Below are 17490 nucleotides of genomic sequence, written 5' to 3'. Positions count from 1 at the left end.
CCTTTAGACAAGGAAAACACTAATGAACAAATGCTTAAGATTTTGTTAAATGCTTGATTACAATCAGCTTCTAAATTGCTGGTTCTCGCCCAAGGGACCGCGGGCGCTGTCGGGATCAACCGTGATTGCGGAAGACGGCCAAACAACCTCGACAATGGCGCCCTGCCCCGATGCCGATTGCATCGCGCTATGCATATCACCACCGCCATTGGCAAAACTCAGCGATGCACCTGTTCGTTCAAGCAGGGTCTTGGCGATGAAAAGGCCGAGACCCATGCCCTCATATCCGGGGCGGTCTTTTCTATCGCGCTCGGATCTTCTGCGCCGGACAAACGGGTCACCGATCCGACCGATCAAATGGGGCGGAAACCCGCGACCATCATCAATAATCCGGATCGAGATTTGATCCGCGCTCCACGACACCTCGACCCAGATAGTGCTTCGCGCAAAGTCGACGGCATTTTGGATAAGGTTACGCAGGCCGTGAATGACCTCGGGTTTTCTACGGATATCTGGTTCGTCTACGTCTACGTCCTCGACGGATCCGAGAACTATAATATCGATCTCTTTCCCGCGATCTTGATGGGGTTCGGCTGCCTCGCGGATCACTTCTGACAGGGGGGCAAATCGGAGCTGCAAGTCATCCTTACCGGCACGCCCCATGGAACGCAGAATATCGCGACAGCGGTCTGCCTGTTCGCGGATTAGACGCGCATCATCCTGAAGTTCATCACGGCCCTCAAGCTCTTCTATCAACTCGGAGGAGGTCAGTTTGATGGTGGCCAAAGGCGTACCCAGTTCATGTGCCGCAGCGGCCACGACACCGCCGAGGTCATTCAGCTTCTGCGTCCGCTCAAGCGCCATTTGGGTGGCAGTCAAAGCATCGGACATATTGTGCATCTCACTGACCGAGCGGTGGGCGTAGACCGAAATGAATACCTGCGCGATTGTGATAGCGACCCATTGGCCGAACACAAACAAATCGGGAATACGCAGTTCGACCCCGTCCTTTGTGACCAGCGGCAAGTGGAAAAACACCAACCCAGTCACCAGCAAAAACGCAAATACGTTCAGGATCACAGTAGACCGCACCGTCAAAACTGCCGCCGAAACCGTGACTGGCGCAACCACCAGCAGCGAGAACGGATTGCTAAGACCGCCCGTCAGGAACAAAAGGAATGCAAGCTGGAAGACATCGAACAAAACCATCAACAGGTTTTCGAACTCGGTCAGGCGCTTGTTTTCCGGAAAGATGAAACTGGCAATCAGGTTACCCACAACCGACACACCGACGGCCAGAATGCACAGACCCGTTTCCAGATCCAGATCATAAAGCCATGTGCCAATGACAATTGCAGCCAACTGGCCCGCAATCGCAAACCACCGCAGAATGATCATCGTCCGAAGGCGGATCCAGTTTGACCAACGGCTTTCGTTAAAAATCCCGTTATCGACGTCGTCTGTCGCGTTTTGCGCCATTGTGCCCCCTTGTCCAGGCTTCCTAAATTGATAGGTGGCCTATCAATGATGCGCAATTGTTCCCGCACCCTACCAAAGGACCGAGCCATGCAAAAACTTGTCGTTGCCGCTGCCTGCACTGCCATTGCCGGAATGATCGGCGGGCTTTGGTATGTCACAGGGCCCGGTGCCGGGGGCGATCAGTTTGCCGATTGCAGAACGTCGCGCGTGGCTGGAAACGGCGCTTTGGGGGGTGAATTCAACCTAACCGATCATCGCGGCATGAGCGTGACTGATAAGGATGTTTTCACAAAACCGGCCCTTTTGTATTACGGCTATACATTCTGCCCCGACATCTGCCCCTTCGATATGGCACGAAATGCCGATGCAATCGATGTTCTGGCGGAAATGGGATACGATGTGGCTCCTCTTTTCGTCTCGGTTGACCCACGCCGTGATACGCAAGAGGTGCTGGCCGATTACGTGGACATGATGCACCCCGATCTGATCGCAATGACAGGGACGGAAGAGCAAGTAAAACAAGCGGCTGAGGCCTTTCGCGTCTACTATCGTGTGCCTGAAACCGACGATGACAGCTATCTCGTGGACCACATGACATTCACCTACCTCGTGCTGCCGGAACATGGTTTCGTTGATTTCTTCCGCCGCGACCTAAGTCCTGAACAGATAGCCAAACAGACCGCCTGTTTTATTGACGCTGCTTGAAAGTTTGACCGACTTTAAAAGGCAAGTTAACAATTTAGGCATGGGGATAAGGGAGATCACGGTGAGCGAGCAAACTTTGGAAGCCTTGGGGGATGACCGCTCTTTACTGTTGGTCGACGATGACGAACCTTTTCTGAAGCGCCTTGCCAAAGCGATGGAGAAACGCGGTTTCGAAGTCGAGACAGCAGGTTCTGTTGCAGCCGGGACAGCAATAGCCACGGCGCGCCCACCGGCCTATGCCGTGGTTGACCTGCGGCTTACGGACGGCAACGGGTTGGACGTGGTTGAAACGCTGCGTGAAAAGCGCCCCGATTGTCGGGTGGTTGTCCTGACAGGCTACGGTGCAATTGCGACGGCGGTGGCCGCCGTGAAAATCGGCGCGACCGACTATCTGTCCAAGCCCGCCGATGCGACCGACATCACAAATGCGCTTTTGGCGACTGGCGATGACCTGCCGCCACCGCCTGAAAACCCCATGAGCGCGGATCGCGTGCGTTGGGAACATATCCAGCGGGTATATGAGCTATGCGATCGGAACGTGTCTGAAACGGCGCGGCGTCTGAACATGCACCGCCGCACCCTGCAGCGTATTCTGGCGAAACGCTCGCCGCGTTAAATCAGAACAGCGACACCGCTTCGCGCGCCGAGACTGAGTTTTCGCTAAGGCGCTGCGATGCAAGCAGGTGCCATTCCAGTTTTTCCTGACCAAGCGCCTGCGCTTCTTGCAGCGACGCATGAACCTGCTTGGCCTGCTTGCCGGTCAGGGTCAAAGCCTCGACCAGTTCCGCCCGCACTTGGCGGATGGCTTCAACGCGGTTTGCGTATTCAGTCTCGGAAATGCGGCCTTCTTTACGGGCTTCTGCCAGTACCAAAAGCTCCATGCTTTGCTGTTCAATCAGATCGTCCAGATCAAGCTGCATCGCCGCTAGATCAGCCTCTGCTTTTTGCAGGCCACGACCAACGCCGTTATGCGACACAATCTCGACCCGTTTCTTTACGTTGGCTTTTCCCGTCGCGCGGCCGATCAGCCCGCCAACTGTTGCACCAACGACTGCCGAGCCTACGCATTTGTTAATACCTGCAGAAGCAATCGCAGCCGCGGCGCAGCCACCAATCGCGCCCATCGTCGCGCCTTGAACGGTTGATTGCCGGACCAGTTGTGCCGTCAGCTCGTTTAGGGCGATCGCCTGTTGTTGCAGATTTTCTTCGGGCGACAGCGTGCTTTCAGCCAGACTAAGCTGACCAACATCGTTTTTCGACACTTCGAAGGTTTTGGAAGACTGCGCGCAGCCACTTGTTATCACGAGCGCTGCGATACACGCAGCGACTTTGAATCCTGTACTCACTACCCTGGCCTCATCTGCCTATGTTCAGCCCCTATCGTTTGCGAACAATGGGGCCGTATTTTGTTTTTTGTTTACAATTCTTATGTTTGCACAATGCGATATGACTTGGAATTCTCGTGTGAGACCCCCTAGCACACTAGCTTTCTTGGCGTTGCTTTTTAGACGCAGGTCTGTTGACCCGATTGCGCTTACATCTGGGCGAGCAGCGCTTCGTGCCTTGCGACAAATTCCTCGCGCACCTCAACTGGCGGCCTGAGGGATATTTCCAATCCGGAAATCAGCGCAGGATCAGGGCGCCCGAAGAAGCGGTTCGCCTCGGATTCATCAAAACCCGCGATTTGCGTGGCTTCCATCCATGCGCTGACCTTGTCTGCCTTTTTGATCTGCGCCTTCAGCCGTTTCGGAGTGACTGCGGCCAATCCGAACCGAATGTGGATAGCCCCAGCCAGACGATCATCAAGAACGCCGTAATCAGGGCCAACCGCCGCTTTGACCGGCGAAATCATATCCCCAATTACGTATTCCGGCGCATCGTGCAAAAGCGCGGTCAAACGCGCTGCAACGCTACAACTTGGGTAAAGGCGCTGAAACAGCTTTTCGACAAGGATCGAATGTTCGGCGACCGAATAGGGAAAATCACCTTTGGTTTGGCCATTCCAACGGGCAACAAATGCAAGGCCGTGCGCGATATCTTCGATTTCGATATCGACAGGCGTCGGGTCCAAAAGGTCCAATCGGCGCCCCGACAACATTTTTTGCCATGCTCTTGGCTGTTTCGACATTCCCACTGCTCCGGACGTGACATTCTTGCCGTCTGGTTCGCACAGAGCCGCGGATCACGCAACGAACCAGATGCTAGAAGTTGCCGAAATAGGGAAACGGTGCTACCTGCCACTCCAAACTCGGATTAATGAATGGAGGCCGTTGTGGCCAACGATTACATCGTAAAAGACATCTCCTTGGCCGAATTCGGCCGTAAGGAACTGGATATCGCTGAAACAGAAATGCCGGGCCTGATGGCGCTGCGCGCGGAATACGGCGAAAGCAAACCCCTGAAGGGCGCGCGCATTGTTGGTTCGTTGCACATGACGATCCAGACAGCGGTTCTGATTGAAACACTGGTTGCGCTGGGCGCGGACGTGCGTTGGGCATCGTGCAACATCTTCTCGACCCAAGACCACGCAGCGGCGGCAATCGCGGCAGGCGGCACGCCCGTCTTCGCGATCAAGGGTCAGACGCTGGAAGAGCATTGGGACTATCTGGACAAGTCCTTCATGTTCCCTGAAGGCGCGAACATGATCCTCGACGACGGTGGCGACGCGACACTGTACGTCCTTCTGGGCGCACGCGCCGAAGCGGGTGAAGACATCATCCCCGTGCCGCAGTCCGAAGAAGAGGCCGTCATCAAAGCGCAGATCAAAAAGCGCATGGAACAGTCCCCGGGCTGGTTCACCAAAACACGCGACGCGATCAAAGGCGTTTCTGAGGAAACAACCACAGGCGTTCACCGCCTTTACGATCTGCACAAGAAAGGCCAGCTGCCCTTCCCCGCGATCAACGTGAACGACAGCGTCACCAAGTCGAAGTTCGACAACAAATACGGCTGTAAGGAATCGCTGGTCGACGGTATCCGCCGCGCAACCGACACAATGCTGGCCGGTAAGGTCGCGGTTGTTTGTGGTTACGGCGACGTTGGCAAAGGCTCTGCCGCATCGCTGGCAGGTGCAGGTGCCCGCGTGAAAGTAACAGAAGTCGACCCGATCTGCGCGCTTCAGGCCGCAATGGACGGTTTCGAAGTTACCGTTCTGGAAGACGTTGTTTCCACCGCTGACGTGTTCATCACAACAACCGGCAACAAGGACGTCATCCGCATCGAGCATATGCGCGAGATGAAGGACATGGCGATCGTCGGTAACATCGGCCACTTCGACAACGAAATTCAGGTCGCTGCGCTGAAGAACCACAAGTGGACCAACATCAAAGAGCAGGTCGACATGATCGAAATGCCCTCTGGTTCGCGCATCATTCTGCTGTCCGAGGGTCGTCTACTGAACCTTGGCAACGCCACAGGTCACCCGTCCTTCGTGATGTCCGCGTCCTTCACCAACCAGGTGCTGGCGCAGATCGAACTGTGGACCAACGGCGAAAGCTACAACAACGAAGTCTATATCCTGCCCAAGCATCTGGATGAAAAGGTCGCGCGCCTGCACCTGGATCGCATCGGCGTGAAGCTGACCAAGCTGAACAACGATCAGGCAGCCTACATCGGCGTTACGCCGGAAGGCCCCTTCAAGCCGGAACACTACCGCTACTAATCAGCGGAAACGCATTATCAGGAAAAGCCGTCAGTTTCGCACTGGCGGCTTTTTTATACCTTTCGACGTCAACACTTTTGGAAAACAAAATGTGTTGGGTCGATTTTACCTGTAGAATGGCAGATTTTTGCATGGTGGGAATTGTGATGTGTCTTTTCCCTTGTTTGGAGTGCAAACCGCGCCTTAGGTTCTTTGCAGACACCATTTTGGGGTGATCGCAATAAAAACCAGGGGACTGAATTATGGGTAAAAGAGACGAATTGATCGCGAAATATGCGGACGATCTGCGCGGCAAGTGCGGCATGGAACCGGATATGGACCTTCTGACCAAAGTCACAATCGGCTGCGGCCCGGCAATTTATAACGCCGATGCTTCCACAGTTGCGGGCTCTCAGCCGGCGGAACTGGAAACAGTGAAAACAAACTTCCTGATGAAAAAGCTGGGCCTGAAAGACAGCCCCGAACTGATGGACGCCATCAACTCGGTCATCGAGACATACGGCAAATCCGAGCGCAACAAGTACCGCGCCGTGATCTACTACATGCTGACCAAACATTTCGGCAAAGAAAGCGTCTACAGCTAAGCTAAACGCCTACTGGCTATTAAAAGGCGTCCTTCGGGGCGCCTTTTTTGTTGCGGCGGTTTTTAGATAATTGCCCGACGCTTAGCGCTTCGCGAAACACGATGTACATGCTACGTTCTATTCAGTTCGCCAGAAGGCCGATCTGACTGTTTCACGTGTTGTGTATGGGAGTGCACAGGGTGAGCAGGGGGCCGCCTTCTTGCGCGGTCCCCTGATACTATTTCCCGCCGGAATAGCCGCCCATCTGACAGACTTTTGCCCATTCGGCTTCTGTCACAGGCTGCACAGACAAACGTGATTGTTTGACCAATGCCATGTCTGCCAACTCTTCGGTTTCTTTGACCTGATCCAGCGTTACAGGCTTCGGAAAGGCGGCAACCGCTTTGATGTCGACGCATTCCCAGCGCGGATCATCGGCCTTGCTGTCTGGGTGGGCTTCGGCAATCACCTCGACCACACCAACAACGGCCTTTTCAGACTGGGAATGATAGAAAAAGCCCAGATCGCCGACCGACATCTCGCGCATGAAGTTGCGCGCCTGATAATTGCGCACGCCGTCCCACTCTTCGCCTTCGTCACCTTTGGCGACCTGCTGGTCCCATGACCATGTGGACGGCTCGGATTTGAACAGCCAGTAGCGCATCAGCCGATGACCTTTTTCCATTCAACCAGTTCGACCGACGCGAACAGCCCAGCCTTTGCATAGGGGTCGTTTGCCGCCCATGCCTCGGCCGCAGCCATGTCTTCGACGTCCAGAATAACCAGCGATCCGGCCATGTCGCCGTCTACGATCAACGGGCCCGCCTGCGCGACCACGCCTGTGTCCTTGATATAACCAAGATGCGCTTCGCGGTTGTCTTTGCGAACCTGAAGTGCGCCAGCCTTGTCTTTGGCAAAAAGTGCAACGAGCATTTATTCCTCCTTCAATGGGCGCGACAGCAGCTGGTTAAGCGCCTCGGGCACCGTGATATGTCCTTCGCAGATGGCATTGACCGTTGTGCAAATTGGCAGGTCGAGCCCTTCTTTCTGCGCAATGTCTGCCATTGCTTTGGCCGTGGCAACACCTTCGACGGTTGTCGTTTTGTCAAACTCGGTGCCTGCGCCCAGCGCCATGCCATAGCGATAGTTGCGCGACTGTTCGGAACAACAGGTCAGCGCCAGATCACCCAGACCGGATAGGCCCACCAGCGTCGTAGGATTGGCACCCATGCGTTCAGCCACGCGCTGCATTTCGGCAAAGCCACGAGTCATCAGGGCGGCACGTGCACTCACGCCAAGCTTTGCACCGATCACGATGCCACAGGCAACGGCAACAACGTTTTTAAGCGCACCACCAAGTTCGGCGCCGATCACATCCTTGCTGCGATAAATGCGCAGAACCGAGCAAGCCAGTTCGTTCTGAAGCTGTTCGCCCAGCGCCTCATCCGCGCAGGCAAGCGTCAGGGCTGTGGGCAGGCCCCTAGCAATATCGCTGGCAAAACTGGGACCGGTCAGAACGGCAGGAACGGCATCAGGTTTCTGGCGGGCGATCAACTGGGATGGGCCCGTGCCTGTTGTCAGGTCAATCCCCTTACAGCAGGCGACCACGCGCTGACCGGCCAACGGAGAGTCGATCCTATCCAATAATCCGGAAACGGTCTGCATGGGCACCGCGACCAACAATGTTTGGGACTGCGCCGCGACAGCCAGATCCGGCTTTATCGACAACCCATCAGGCAAAGTCGCATCGGGCAATTTCGGATTGACCCGCGTGCGCTCCATTTCGGCCAATGCATCTGGATTCCGCCCCCAAAGCTGCACATCGCGGCCTTCACGCGCCAATGCGATTGCCAGCGCCGTTCCGAACGCGCCTGCCCCCAGTACCGAAATCGTCATGCCTTCGCGCCCTTTTTCCCCGACCCCAACAAGGGCGATGCCGCTTTGTCCAAAGGCCACCGCGGACGTGCCGACAACGACATGTCATGCGTGACGCCTTTGGCGAACAACTCTTGCCCAGCGTAGGCGATCATCGCGGCATTGTCTGTGCAAAGCGCAAGAGGCGGCGCAATAAACGCGACGCCTTTTTCATCACACAGCGCCTGAAGTTTCTCGCGGATCGCGCCATTGGCGGCGACGCCACCGGCAATGGCAAACGCGGGCTTGGCAGGTGCCATATCAAGATAGACCTCTAGCGCGCGTCGCGTCTTTTCCGCCAACACGTCTCGCACGGCCGCCTGAAACCCTGCGCAGAGGTCAAAACGATCCTGTTCGTAAAGCCCGTCTTGTTCCTTAATCAGCTTATCGCGCTGGCGAAGCAATGCGGTCTTCAGACCGGAAAACGACATATCGCAACCCTCTTGATCCAGCAGGGGCCGTGGCAGTCTAAAGCGTTTTTCGTCACCTGTACGGGCGTTCTGTTCAACCGAAGGACCACCCGGTTGCGGTAGCCCGAGAAGCCGCGCGGTTTTGTCGAATGCCTCGCCCGGGGCATCGTCGATTGTGCCCCCGAGACGTTGAAACTCTTCCACCGATTTGACGATCAGAAACTGGCAATGGCCACCGGACACCAGCAGCATCAGATAAGGGAATTCCAGGCCATCGGTCAGACGCGGCGTCAGCGCGTGCCCCGCCAAATGGTTCACCCCGACAAGCGGCTTGCCGGACCCCGCCGACAACCCCTTGGCTGTCATCACACCCGACAGAACGCCGCCAATCAGACCCGGGCCTGATGTGACAGCGATGGCATCGATTTCGGACAACGACGTATCAGCGGCCTTCAGTGCCTCTGCCACCGCGATATCAAGTTTTTCGGCATGTGCGCGCGCCGCGATTTCGGGAACGACACCACCAAAAGCGGCATGCAACTCTGTTTGCCCCAGCACAATGGAAGACAGAATATCCCGCCCTCTGACAACCGCTGCTGCGGTGTCATCACAGCTGCTTTCGATCCCGAGCACTGTAAATGAAGGTTGATCCATGGGTCCTTCCCATTGCGCGACGCCAGCCTTGCAGGTAGCACCTGAAGCAACGCCTCACAATCCCGGCAGGTTCATGTCCACACCCCGCGCCATAATTTTGATGACCCGACCCGAGCCCGCCGCGCGCGAATTCATCACGGATTTGGGCGATTTGATTGACGGAACAGATGTCATTTATGCACCGCTGATCGACATCACATTTACCGGCCCCCTGCCCGACCTGAATGGGATCAACGGCCTGATCTTGTCGTCAAAGAACGGGGTCGCTGCGTGGAAACACTTGGGCGGGCCCGTTCTGGAAACCTGTTACACCGTCGGCGATGCCACACGTGATGCGGCCGCTGAACTGGGGTTCAATCCCGTATCTGCGTCGGGCGCGGCCAAGGATTTGGTCGATCACATCATCGCCGACCAGCCCAAAGCCCCTTTGCTGCATGTTCATGGGACGCACACGCGCGGCGCGATCGCCCAGACGCTGTCCCAACATGGGATAGAAACGCAGCAAGCCGTGATTTACGATCAGCCTCTTTTGCCACTGAGTCCCGAAGCTGTTCAGGCATTGGCAGGCGATATTCCCGTGATTGTGCCACTTTTTTCACCCAGAACAGCCCAGCAATTTATTGCCCAAGGTCCGTTCAAGGCAAAAATTTACGTCGCAGCAATGAGTGAATCTGTCGCTAAGCCATTAGAGAACAATGATTTTAGTGGCGTAGTGATTGCCGACAAACCCAATTCCCCTAGCATGATGAAGGCGGTAGCGCGACTATTGGCGCAGGTGCAGATGCTTGAGGGTCGCCCGACGGGGCACTAAGTTATCAACGCGCTCGGCATTCATCTGCCCATGGATTCGAAAGGTACCTACGCGTGGCCAAAGCAACGACCCCAAGAAAAACCACACGAACCACCAAGGCACGTACAACCAAGCCACGCTCAACCGCAGCGAAAACCACTGCAGCGGCCCAAAAGGCAACAGCTGAGGCCGAAGAGGTTGTAAAGGACGCGGTAGAGGCTGTTGAGCAGATGGAAAAGTCTGCCACCGAGGAAACGAAATCCGAGGCCCCTTCCGAGACAGCAGACGCAAGCGTGCCCAAGGACAAAGCCGAAGACGCTGCTGTAAGCGAAGATACCGCTGACACAGCGCCCGCATCTGACGATCAAGCCGTTAAGGCGGAAGACAACACCGTTAGCGCTTCTGACGATAGCACCACCAAGGACGATTCCGAAACCAGCGAAAGCCCGACGGAAACGACGCCTGAACCTGTCGAAGAAGTTGAACAGCCCTCGGATGAGCCCAAAGACGCCGCGCCTACACCTGCACCGGTCATCAAAGAAACGATCGTTGAGCGGAAAGCGGGCTTTTTCCCGATGCTTTTGGGCGGCGTCGCCGCTGCGGTGGCTGGCTTTGGACTGTCGCAGTACCTTGGGCCAAACGGCTGGCCGTTTAGCGATGGCGCAGGGTTCGAAGCCGAGATTTCTGAGAAATTGTCCGATCAGGAACAGCAAATCAACGCACTCGAAAGCCAACTGGCCGACCTAGCGCCGCGTTTTGACGGTGTTGACGGGGGCTTTGCTGAAATTCAGACGTCACTTGGCGATATCGCAGGCCAAGCTGACGCTCTTGAGACGACACTCGTTGCAACTGATGCGCAGATATCGGCCCTATCCGAGCGCATGGTCGAACTTGAAAAACGGCCCATGGAAGCGGCTGTTTCGCCGGCAACCATTGCGGCCTATCAAGCCGAACTTGATAAACTTGTTGCGTCCGTTGATGCCGAACGCGCTGAAATGGAAAAGCAGCGTCAGGAAGTGGCCGATCTTGCACAACGTGCGGTCGAAGCCGAACAAAGCGCCCAGCGCGAAGCTTTGGTATCCGACCTGAAAATCGCAACTGCTACTGTGATCGCGGACGTGAACGCAGGCAAACCTTTTGCAGCATCTCTGGAACCTTTGATCGCGTCGAACATTGTGTCTGTACCCGAGGGCCTGACTTCGGTCGCAGATACCGGAGTACCAACGCAATCCGATCTTTTGAACAGCTTCCCCATAGCCGCGCGACAGGCACTGGCAACAGCACGCGCCAGCGAAGACGACGGAACACGGCCCAGCCTGACATCCTATTTCGCGGCGCAGTTGGGCGCCCGTTCCGTGCAACCGCGTGAAGGCGATGACGCTGATGCGGTGCTGTCACGCGCAGAAGCCGCAGTCGCGAACGGCGATCTAGAAGCTGCCTTTAAGGAAATCGAAGGTCTTTCGGATGACGCAAAGGCAGACATGGCCGAATGGATGGCTGCCGCAAAAACCCGCTTTGACGCTGTATCTGCCATTCAGGCAATCAGCGCCGAATTGAATAAGGAATAAGGGTCACCACATGCTCTGGTCTTTGCTTAAAATCGTGATTTTCGTCACCATCGTGGCGGCCCTGACACTTGGCGCAAGCTATCTGATGGACTCTACCGGCGGTATTCAAGTGACGGTCGCCGGCGTCGAATACACCTTTGGCCCGCTGCAGTCGGTAATTGCTGCACTGGTCTTTCTGCTTGCCGCTTGGGTGCTTTTCAAACTGGTCGCATTGCTGGTCGCTGTTCTGCACTTCATTAACGGCGACGAAACAGCCATCTCGCGTTATTTCGACCGCAATCGCGAACGCAAAGGCTATGCCGCTCTGGCCGAGGGGCTGACAGCTCTGGCATCCGGCGAGGGTCGTCAGGCCATGGCCAAAGCCCAAAAAGCCGAGCGCTATTTGCACAAGCCCGAGTTAACTAACCTTCTGACCGCACAAGCCGCCGAAATGACGGGCGATCGCAAGAAAGCAGAGGACGTCTACAAACGTCTTCTAGAACATGACTCGACCCGCTTTGTTGGTATTCGCGGCGTGATGAAACAGCGTCTTGCCGATGGCGATACCGACACGGCGCTGAAATTGGCTGAACGTGCTTTTGCGATCAAACCCAAGCACGAAGAAATTCAGGACACCCTTCTGACCCTGCAAGCACAGGGTGGTGACTGGGCCGGTGCACGCAACACGCTGAATGCCAAACTGAAGCACGGCACATTGCCACGCGATGTCCACAAACGCCGCGATGCTGTTCTGGCGCTGTCTCAGGCAAAGGCAATTCTGGAAGACGGCAACTCCATCGAAGCCCGCGAGGCTGCAATCGCCGCGAACAAGAACTCCCCGGATCTTATTCCTGCTGCTGCGATGGCTGCACGTGGCTATATCGAAGACGGTCGCAAGAAACACGCCACGCGGCTTCTGAAAAAGACATGGAGCGTTCAGCCCCACCCCGACCTTGCCGCTGCTTTTGCTGAAATCGAGCCGGAAGAGACCCCGCAAGAACGCCTCAAAAGGTTCAATCTGCTTCTGAACGTGAACAGCGAACACCGCGAGGCGAAGCTGCTGAATGCTGAACTGCATCTTGCGGCCGAGGATTTCCCTGGCGCGCGGAAAGCACTTGGCGATCTTGCAGAAACAGAACCTGATGCACGTGTACTGACCATTATGGCAGCAATCGAACGGGGCGAAGGCGCAAATGACGCGATTGTTCGCGGCTGGCTGGCCAAAGCACTTGCCGCACCGCGTGGCCCGCAGTGGGTTTGCGACAACTGTTCGAATATTCAGGCGGAATGGGCACCGGTTTGCGGCAACTGCGGTGCGTTCGATACCCTAAGCTGGAAAACGCCACCGAAAAACGAAGGTGCGATGCCCGTCGGTGCCGAAATGCTTCCGCTTTTGGTTGGGCAACCGGATATTCAAGAAGCTTCTGAAAATCCTTTGGTAGATCCTGAACAGCAAAAGCTGGATGAAGAAGTGTTGGAAGTTATCGCCACACCGGACGCGGAAGCAGATACCACGTCGGACAAGCTTCACTAAAAACCAATAAGTCCAATAAACCGCGCCGAAATACGGCGCGGTTTATTGAGTAATAACAATGTGAAAAGTGATTCTATCGTTAGTTAAACTGAGTGCAAACTTTAGATATATTTTTATCTAAATATGTTCCCTTGTATATTCACAAGCCACTGAAACCCAATTCCTTTTTGCACTTGGCAAAATCTGTCCTAACTGGAATTTGTGACTTCCTGCATACCACCCAAAATGGTAGGGATGTAGGGACGGGTACGCCTAAACCTGTCTGGGGGAATTTTTTAGTGTTTGATCAAACCAACACTGTTACACCACATATTGTTTCGAATTCTGGCGTTTTTCGTCAAAAATCTGAGGCAAACTCTCTTAGTCTGTTTTGGCCATTCAAGAGAATATTCGATATTATACTGTCATTGTCACTTTTTCCGATTGTTGTCGTCGTCGGCTTTGCGCTTCTTTTCCTGAATCCCTTTTTGAATCAGGGTCCTCTTTTGTACTTTCAAACTCGTATGGGAAAAGACTGCCGTGCATTCCGCTTAATGAAGTTTCGCACAATGCGTTGCTCCTCTAAAGTCTCGCGAAGTGCTAATGATCCGTTGGAGAAACATCGCATAACTCCATTGGGCCATTTTCTTCGAAAAACACGTATCGACGAATTACCACAGATCTTTAACGTTCTCATCGGTGACATGAGCCTGATCGGACCTCGACCAGATTATTTTCACCATGCACGTCGGTTTGTAAGAACCATCCCGGGTTATCGGGAGCGCCACGCAGTTCGCCCGGGTATCAGCGGTCTGGCGCAGATTCAGCTAGGATACATTGAGGGCCACGATGCAACGGTGAGAAAGGTTCAATCCGACCTTGGTTACATTGAGACTGCCAATTTCAAATTAGATTTGTGGATTTTCTGGAACACCGTTCTAACGGTTGTGTTCCGTCGCGGGTGTTAGCACGTTCCGAGGTGGCCAGTTTGACTACTTTAAATATCGGTAAAGTTGCCTGCTTATCCCATTTGTGGCAATGATCGCCACAAAACTGCCTGGCTGGAAGATATGCTCGAAAAAGTTAAAACCAATACAAAAATGCTTGCAGGAGCACATTCTTCCACATCAGCCGAGAATGATGAGATCGACCTAGTCGAGCTTTTTACAGCTCTTTGGCGCGGCAAATGGCTGATCTTAGCTGTAGCCGTTTTGTTCGTAGCAGTTGGTGGCTTCTATGCATTTCGCATGGCAGTGCCCAAATACACGTCGACTGCAAGCATTGCCCTGCAGCTGAACGTTGAGACATTTGTGGATATCGAGAGTGTTGTTTCTGGAGTCTCAAAGGAAGACACCAGCATGAACACAGAGCTGCATGTGATCCGTTCAAGAGGCCTGATTGAGAAGCTGGTTAACAAATTGAACTTGGTTGATGATCCTGAGTTCAATGAAGCATTGAGACCAGAAGCAAGGTTTTCGCTTGGACGTCTTTTGGGGTCTATAAGTGCTTTAACGAGCGGAAACGAAGACCGGAAACCGTCTAACTCCGAGCTCACTTCTACCGTTACAGCTGCTCGAGAGGCGATCTCGGCGGTGCTCGTAAGGAACACGTATATCTTTGATATCTCTGCGACGACAACCGACCCCGAAAAATCCAAACTAATCGCAAATACGCTGGCCGATTTGTATATTGCGGACCAGGTTGAAACAAAATTTCAGGCCACCGAACAGGCGGTTACCTGGTTGTCGGAGAAAGTGACCGAACTTGAAATCGAAATTCGGAAACAAGAAAACGACATTAAGGTTCTACGGTCGAACACAGAACTGATGGGCGAAGAAAGCCTTCAGGCTTTGAACCGTCAGTTGATCGATGTACGGGATCGACTGAATGAGACACGAGCGGACCTTGCCCTAAGCGAAACGCGTCTTGGTAAGATTGATGAATTTCGGCAGTCAGATAATCTGGAAGCCTTGGTAAATTTGTTGGGCGACCCAACCCTTAGACGTATTTACAGCCAACTCGGCACGGCAGACAGCTCGTCAAATAAACTTTTCGATGATCGCCTTTCGCTTTTGGCTGCACGTGAACAGACTGCAGTGGCTCGGCTGGAGCAGCAAATTGTAGCTCTGCAAGACGCAGTAGAGCGCCAGCAAAGATCAATTGAAGTTCAGTCAGCAGATTTTGTTCAGCTTCAAGAGCTTGAGCGCCAGATCGAAGCGACAAAAATCTTGTATGAAACATTTCTGACGCGACTAAAAGAAACAACAGTGCAACGCGGCCTTCAACAAGCAGACAGTCGTGTGTTGTCAGAAGCGCTCCTTGGTCGTTATGTCGAACCTAAGAAACCACTCATTTTGATGTTGTCGGCTATTCTTGGCGTCATGATTGGCTCGGGCATTGTTCTTCTCAAGCAGTTTGTGCATTCCGGCTTTCGTACTGCTGAAGAGCTGGAGCAATATGCGGAATTGCCTATCTTGGGTCAAATTCCCAAAATGGAGTTCTCCAAGCGCGATCAACTCATCGATTACTTGAACACCAAGTCCACTTCAGCAGCCTCAGAAGCGGTCAGGAACCTACGTACATCCGTTTTGCTTTCAAACATCGACGCACCTCCAAAAGTGATTATGTCGACGTCGTCTGTCCCGGGCGAAGGCAAGACCACGCAGGCGATCTCTCTGGCGCACAATTTAGCCGGAATGGACAAGAAGGTACTTTTGATTGAGGGCGACATCCGTCGCCGTACCTTCAATGAGTATTTCGATGGCTCAGGGAAACGAGGCGGCATTCTTTCTGCCATGACCGGCAATGCCAAACTTGAAGATCTTATCATCAGGGATTCACGGATGAATGTGGATATCTTGATGGGTGAGAAATCTTCAGTAAATGCGGCAGATATTTTTGCGTCAGAAAAATTTAAACATTTTATTGATGATGTTCGAAGCCGCTATGACATCGTTATCATCGATACCCCGCCGGTTTTGGTTGTTCCGGATGCTCGCCTGATCGGTCAATTCGTAGATGCGATCATCTTCACAGTAGCATGGGACCGGACGACCAAAGCGCAAATCGCCGAGTCTATCCGGCAATTTGCGACAGCAAATCTGTCTTTGACCGGGCTTGTTATGTCACAAATCGATCCGAAGGGCATGCGCCGTTATGGCTATGGCGGGCGTTATGGCGCCTATGCTGCTTATGGAGAAGGTTACTACGACACGTAATTACTTGTCGTAGTATTCGCGGAACCAGCCTACGAACCGGTCGATACCGTCCTTAAATGGGGTTTGAGGGCGGTATCCTGTTAGATGCTGCAAGAGGCTCGCATCCGCCCAAGTCGCAGGTACATCGCCCATTTGCATCGGCATGTAATTGCGGATCGCCTTTTTATCCAATGACTCTTCGATCGCATCCACGAAATCCAGAAGCCGTACTTTCTCCGAATTGCCGATGTTCACCACGCGGAATGGCGCGACCGGTGAAATGCTGTCGAAAGCGGGAACATCCGTGCGTTGGTCTGGCATTTCCGGGGCCGCGTCGATCAGCAATCTGATCGCGCGCACCAGATCGTCGACGTAGGTAAAGTCACGGTACATGTCACCGTGATTGTAGATATCAATCGGACGATCTTCGAGGATTGCATCCACAAATTTATAGAGCGCAAGGTCGGGACGACCCCATGGTCCATAAACTGTGAAGAAACGGAACATGGTTGTCGGCAGATCCCAAAGGTGCGCGTAGGAATGCGCCATCGACTCGTTGGCCTTTTTGGTCGCAGCATAGATCGTCAGCTGCGTGTCGGCCTTTTCGGTTTCGGTGAAGGGCATAACCTCGTTCGCGCCATAAACCGACGACGTCGAAGCCATCAGCAAATGCTGCACTTTAAGCCTACGAGCTGCATCCATGATGTTGAACGTGCCGATCACATTCGAATCCAGATAAGCCCGCGGATTTTCAAGACTGTACCGAACGCCGGCCTGAGCCGCCAAATGCACGATCACATCGGGTTGGAAATTATCAATGGTTTTGTCCACCAGTTCCTGATCTTCCAGCATCCCTTCGGTGGCTGAAAAATTGCCATTCTGCAGGAGCATTGCATGACGTCGCTGTTTCAGCGCTACGTCATAGTAATCCGTCATCCCGTCATAGCCATGAACGACGAAGCCCTCTGAAAGCAAAAGCTTAGCGAGATGAAAACCGATAAATCCGGCCGTTCCTGTTATGAAAACTCTGGTCATTATTCCGATTTCCAATGCCGCT

At 54.1% G+C, this 17490-nt stretch carries 17 protein-coding genes; 9 read left to right on the top strand and 8 right to left on the bottom strand.

The window, feature by feature from the left end; genetic code table 11:
- Positions 1–63: 63 nt before the first annotated feature.
- Positions 64–1479, bottom strand: a complete 1416-nt coding sequence (gene regB / locus AC4FIA_RS02680) for a sensor histidine kinase RegB (RefSeq protein ID WP_490364611.1) — start codon at positions 1477–1479, stop codon at positions 64–66.
- Between the two features lie 87 nt (positions 1480–1566).
- Between regB and AC4FIA_RS02675 the strand changes: the two genes are divergently transcribed.
- Positions 1567–2184, top strand: a complete 618-nt coding sequence (locus AC4FIA_RS02675) for an SCO family protein (RefSeq protein ID WP_490364610.1) — start codon at positions 1567–1569, stop codon at positions 2182–2184.
- A gap of 61 nt (positions 2185–2245) precedes the next feature.
- Entirely contained in the window at positions 2246–2800 is a 555-nt protein-coding gene (locus AC4FIA_RS02670) for an ActR/PrrA/RegA family redox response regulator transcription factor (protein ID WP_103910747.1), read from the top strand.
- 1 nt (position 2801) lies between these two features.
- On the opposite strand, the gene AC4FIA_RS02665 is transcribed toward AC4FIA_RS02670, so the two are convergent.
- Both AC4FIA_RS02665 and AC4FIA_RS02660 read right to left on the bottom strand, forming a co-directional pair.
- On the bottom strand, positions 2802–3530 hold the full coding sequence (locus AC4FIA_RS02665; protein WP_490364609.1) for a hypothetical protein: 729 nt from the start codon (positions 3528–3530) through the stop codon (positions 2802–2804).
- 188 nt (positions 3531–3718) lie between these two features.
- Positions 3719–4312: a hypothetical protein gene (locus tag AC4FIA_RS02660; RefSeq protein WP_490364608.1), complete on the bottom strand. Its 594-nt coding sequence runs from the start codon at positions 4310–4312 to the stop codon at positions 3719–3721.
- Between the two features lie 144 nt (positions 4313–4456).
- Here AC4FIA_RS02660 and ahcY point away from each other — a divergent pair, with 144 nt between their 5' ends.
- The gene (ahcY, locus tag AC4FIA_RS02655) at positions 4457–5845 is read left to right on the top strand and encodes an adenosylhomocysteinase (RefSeq protein WP_490364811.1); all 1389 of its coding nucleotides are present in this window, start codon (positions 4457–4459) and stop codon (positions 5843–5845) included.
- A gap of 242 nt (positions 5846–6087) precedes the next feature.
- Positions 6088–6429: a DUF2853 family protein gene (locus AC4FIA_RS02650; RefSeq protein WP_488049009.1), complete on the top strand. Its 342-nt coding sequence runs from the start codon at positions 6088–6090 to the stop codon at positions 6427–6429.
- 217 nt (positions 6430–6646) lie between these two features.
- On the opposite strand, the gene AC4FIA_RS02645 is transcribed toward AC4FIA_RS02650, so the two are convergent.
- The 4 genes from AC4FIA_RS02645 to tsaD are packed head-to-tail and all read right to left on the bottom strand — an operon-like array spanning position 6647 to position 9386.
- On the bottom strand, positions 6647–7072 hold the full coding sequence (locus AC4FIA_RS02645) for an EVE domain-containing protein (protein ID WP_103910858.1): 426 nt from the start codon (positions 7070–7072) through the stop codon (positions 6647–6649).
- Positions 7072–7341 carry a YciI family protein gene (locus tag AC4FIA_RS02640; RefSeq protein ID WP_103910751.1) on the bottom strand — a complete coding sequence of 90 codons (270 nt, stop codon included), beginning with the start codon at positions 7339–7341 and terminating at the stop codon, positions 7072–7074. The genes AC4FIA_RS02645 and AC4FIA_RS02640 overlap by 1 nt, the downstream gene beginning before the upstream one ends.
- The gene (locus AC4FIA_RS02635; protein WP_490364607.1) at positions 7342–8304 is read right to left on the bottom strand and encodes an NAD(P)H-dependent glycerol-3-phosphate dehydrogenase; all 963 of its coding nucleotides are present in this window, start codon (positions 8302–8304) and stop codon (positions 7342–7344) included. It lies immediately after the preceding gene.
- Complete coding sequence (gene tsaD, locus AC4FIA_RS02630; RefSeq protein ID WP_490364606.1) at positions 8301–9386, bottom strand: tRNA (adenosine(37)-N6)-threonylcarbamoyltransferase complex transferase subunit TsaD; 1086 nt, start codon at positions 9384–9386, stop codon at positions 8301–8303. The genes AC4FIA_RS02635 and tsaD overlap by 4 nt, the downstream gene beginning before the upstream one ends.
- A gap of 73 nt (positions 9387–9459) precedes the next feature.
- Between tsaD and AC4FIA_RS02625 the strand changes: the two genes are divergently transcribed.
- From AC4FIA_RS02625 to AC4FIA_RS02605, 5 genes are all read left to right on the top strand, one after another.
- The gene (locus AC4FIA_RS02625; RefSeq protein ID WP_490364605.1) at positions 9460–10197 is read left to right on the top strand and encodes a uroporphyrinogen-III synthase; all 738 of its coding nucleotides are present in this window, start codon (positions 9460–9462) and stop codon (positions 10195–10197) included.
- A gap of 53 nt (positions 10198–10250) precedes the next feature.
- Entirely contained in the window at positions 10251–11744 is a 1494-nt protein-coding gene (locus AC4FIA_RS02620; protein WP_490364604.1) for a COG4223 family protein, read from the top strand.
- Between the two features lie 10 nt (positions 11745–11754).
- Entirely contained in the window at positions 11755–13257 is a 1503-nt protein-coding gene (locus tag AC4FIA_RS02615) for a heme biosynthesis protein HemY (RefSeq protein ID WP_490364603.1), read from the top strand.
- Positions 13258–13535: 278 nt separating this feature from the next.
- Positions 13536–14204, top strand: coding sequence for a sugar transferase (locus AC4FIA_RS02610; RefSeq protein ID WP_490364602.1), 669 nt, complete (start codon positions 13536–13538; stop codon positions 14202–14204).
- A 102-nt stretch (positions 14205–14306) separates the two neighbouring features.
- Entirely contained in the window at positions 14307–16454 is a 2148-nt protein-coding gene (locus AC4FIA_RS02605; RefSeq protein ID WP_490364601.1) for a polysaccharide biosynthesis tyrosine autokinase, read from the top strand.
- Here the strand turns inward: AC4FIA_RS02605 and AC4FIA_RS02600 are convergent, their stop codons facing one another.
- Positions 16455–17468 (bottom strand): GDP-mannose 4,6-dehydratase, encoded by a 1014-nt coding sequence (locus AC4FIA_RS02600; RefSeq protein WP_490364600.1) that lies wholly within the window; start codon positions 17466–17468, stop codon positions 16455–16457. It lies immediately after the preceding gene.
- Positions 17469–17490: the final 22 nt, after the last annotated feature.

It is taken from the genome of Thalassococcus sp. (assembly GCF_982780845.1).
This window is presented reverse-complemented; position numbering and strand designations above follow the sequence as displayed.

What these genes read in the sequence shown, in the direction of transcription:
- AC4FIA_RS02640 (WP_103910751.1), bottom strand. Translation starts at nt 7,341, where the DNA reads ATGCTCGTTGCACTTTTTGCCAAAGACAAGGCTGGCGCACTTCAGGTT.
- AC4FIA_RS02600 (WP_490364600.1), bottom strand. Translation starts at nt 17,468, where the DNA reads ATGACCAGAGTTTTCATAACAGGAACGGCCGGATTTATCGGTTTTCAT.
- AC4FIA_RS02650 (WP_488049009.1), top strand. Translation starts at nt 6,088, where the DNA reads ATGGGTAAAAGAGACGAATTGATCGCGAAATATGCGGACGATCTGCGC.
- AC4FIA_RS02625 (WP_490364605.1), top strand. Translation starts at nt 9,460, where the DNA reads ATGTCCACACCCCGCGCCATAATTTTGATGACCCGACCCGAGCCCGCC.
- AC4FIA_RS02615 (WP_490364603.1), top strand. Translation starts at nt 11,755, where the DNA reads ATGCTCTGGTCTTTGCTTAAAATCGTGATTTTCGTCACCATCGTGGCG.
- tsaD (WP_490364606.1), bottom strand. Translation starts at nt 9,386, where the DNA reads ATGGATCAACCTTCATTTACAGTGCTCGGGATCGAAAGCAGCTGTGAT.
- AC4FIA_RS02675 (WP_490364610.1), top strand. Translation starts at nt 1,567, where the DNA reads ATGCAAAAACTTGTCGTTGCCGCTGCCTGCACTGCCATTGCCGGAATG.
- AC4FIA_RS02645 (WP_103910858.1), bottom strand. Translation starts at nt 7,072, where the DNA reads ATGCGCTACTGGCTGTTCAAATCCGAGCCGTCCACATGGTCATGGGAC.
- AC4FIA_RS02635 (WP_490364607.1), bottom strand. Translation starts at nt 8,304, where the DNA reads ATGACGATTTCGGTACTGGGGGCAGGCGCGTTCGGAACGGCGCTGGCA.
- AC4FIA_RS02605 (WP_490364601.1), top strand. Translation starts at nt 14,307, where the DNA reads ATGCTCGAAAAAGTTAAAACCAATACAAAAATGCTTGCAGGAGCACAT.
- AC4FIA_RS02660 (WP_490364608.1), bottom strand. Translation starts at nt 4,312, where the DNA reads ATGTCGAAACAGCCAAGAGCATGGCAAAAAATGTTGTCGGGGCGCCGA.
- regB (WP_490364611.1), bottom strand. Translation starts at nt 1,479, where the DNA reads ATGGCGCAAAACGCGACAGACGACGTCGATAACGGGATTTTTAACGAA.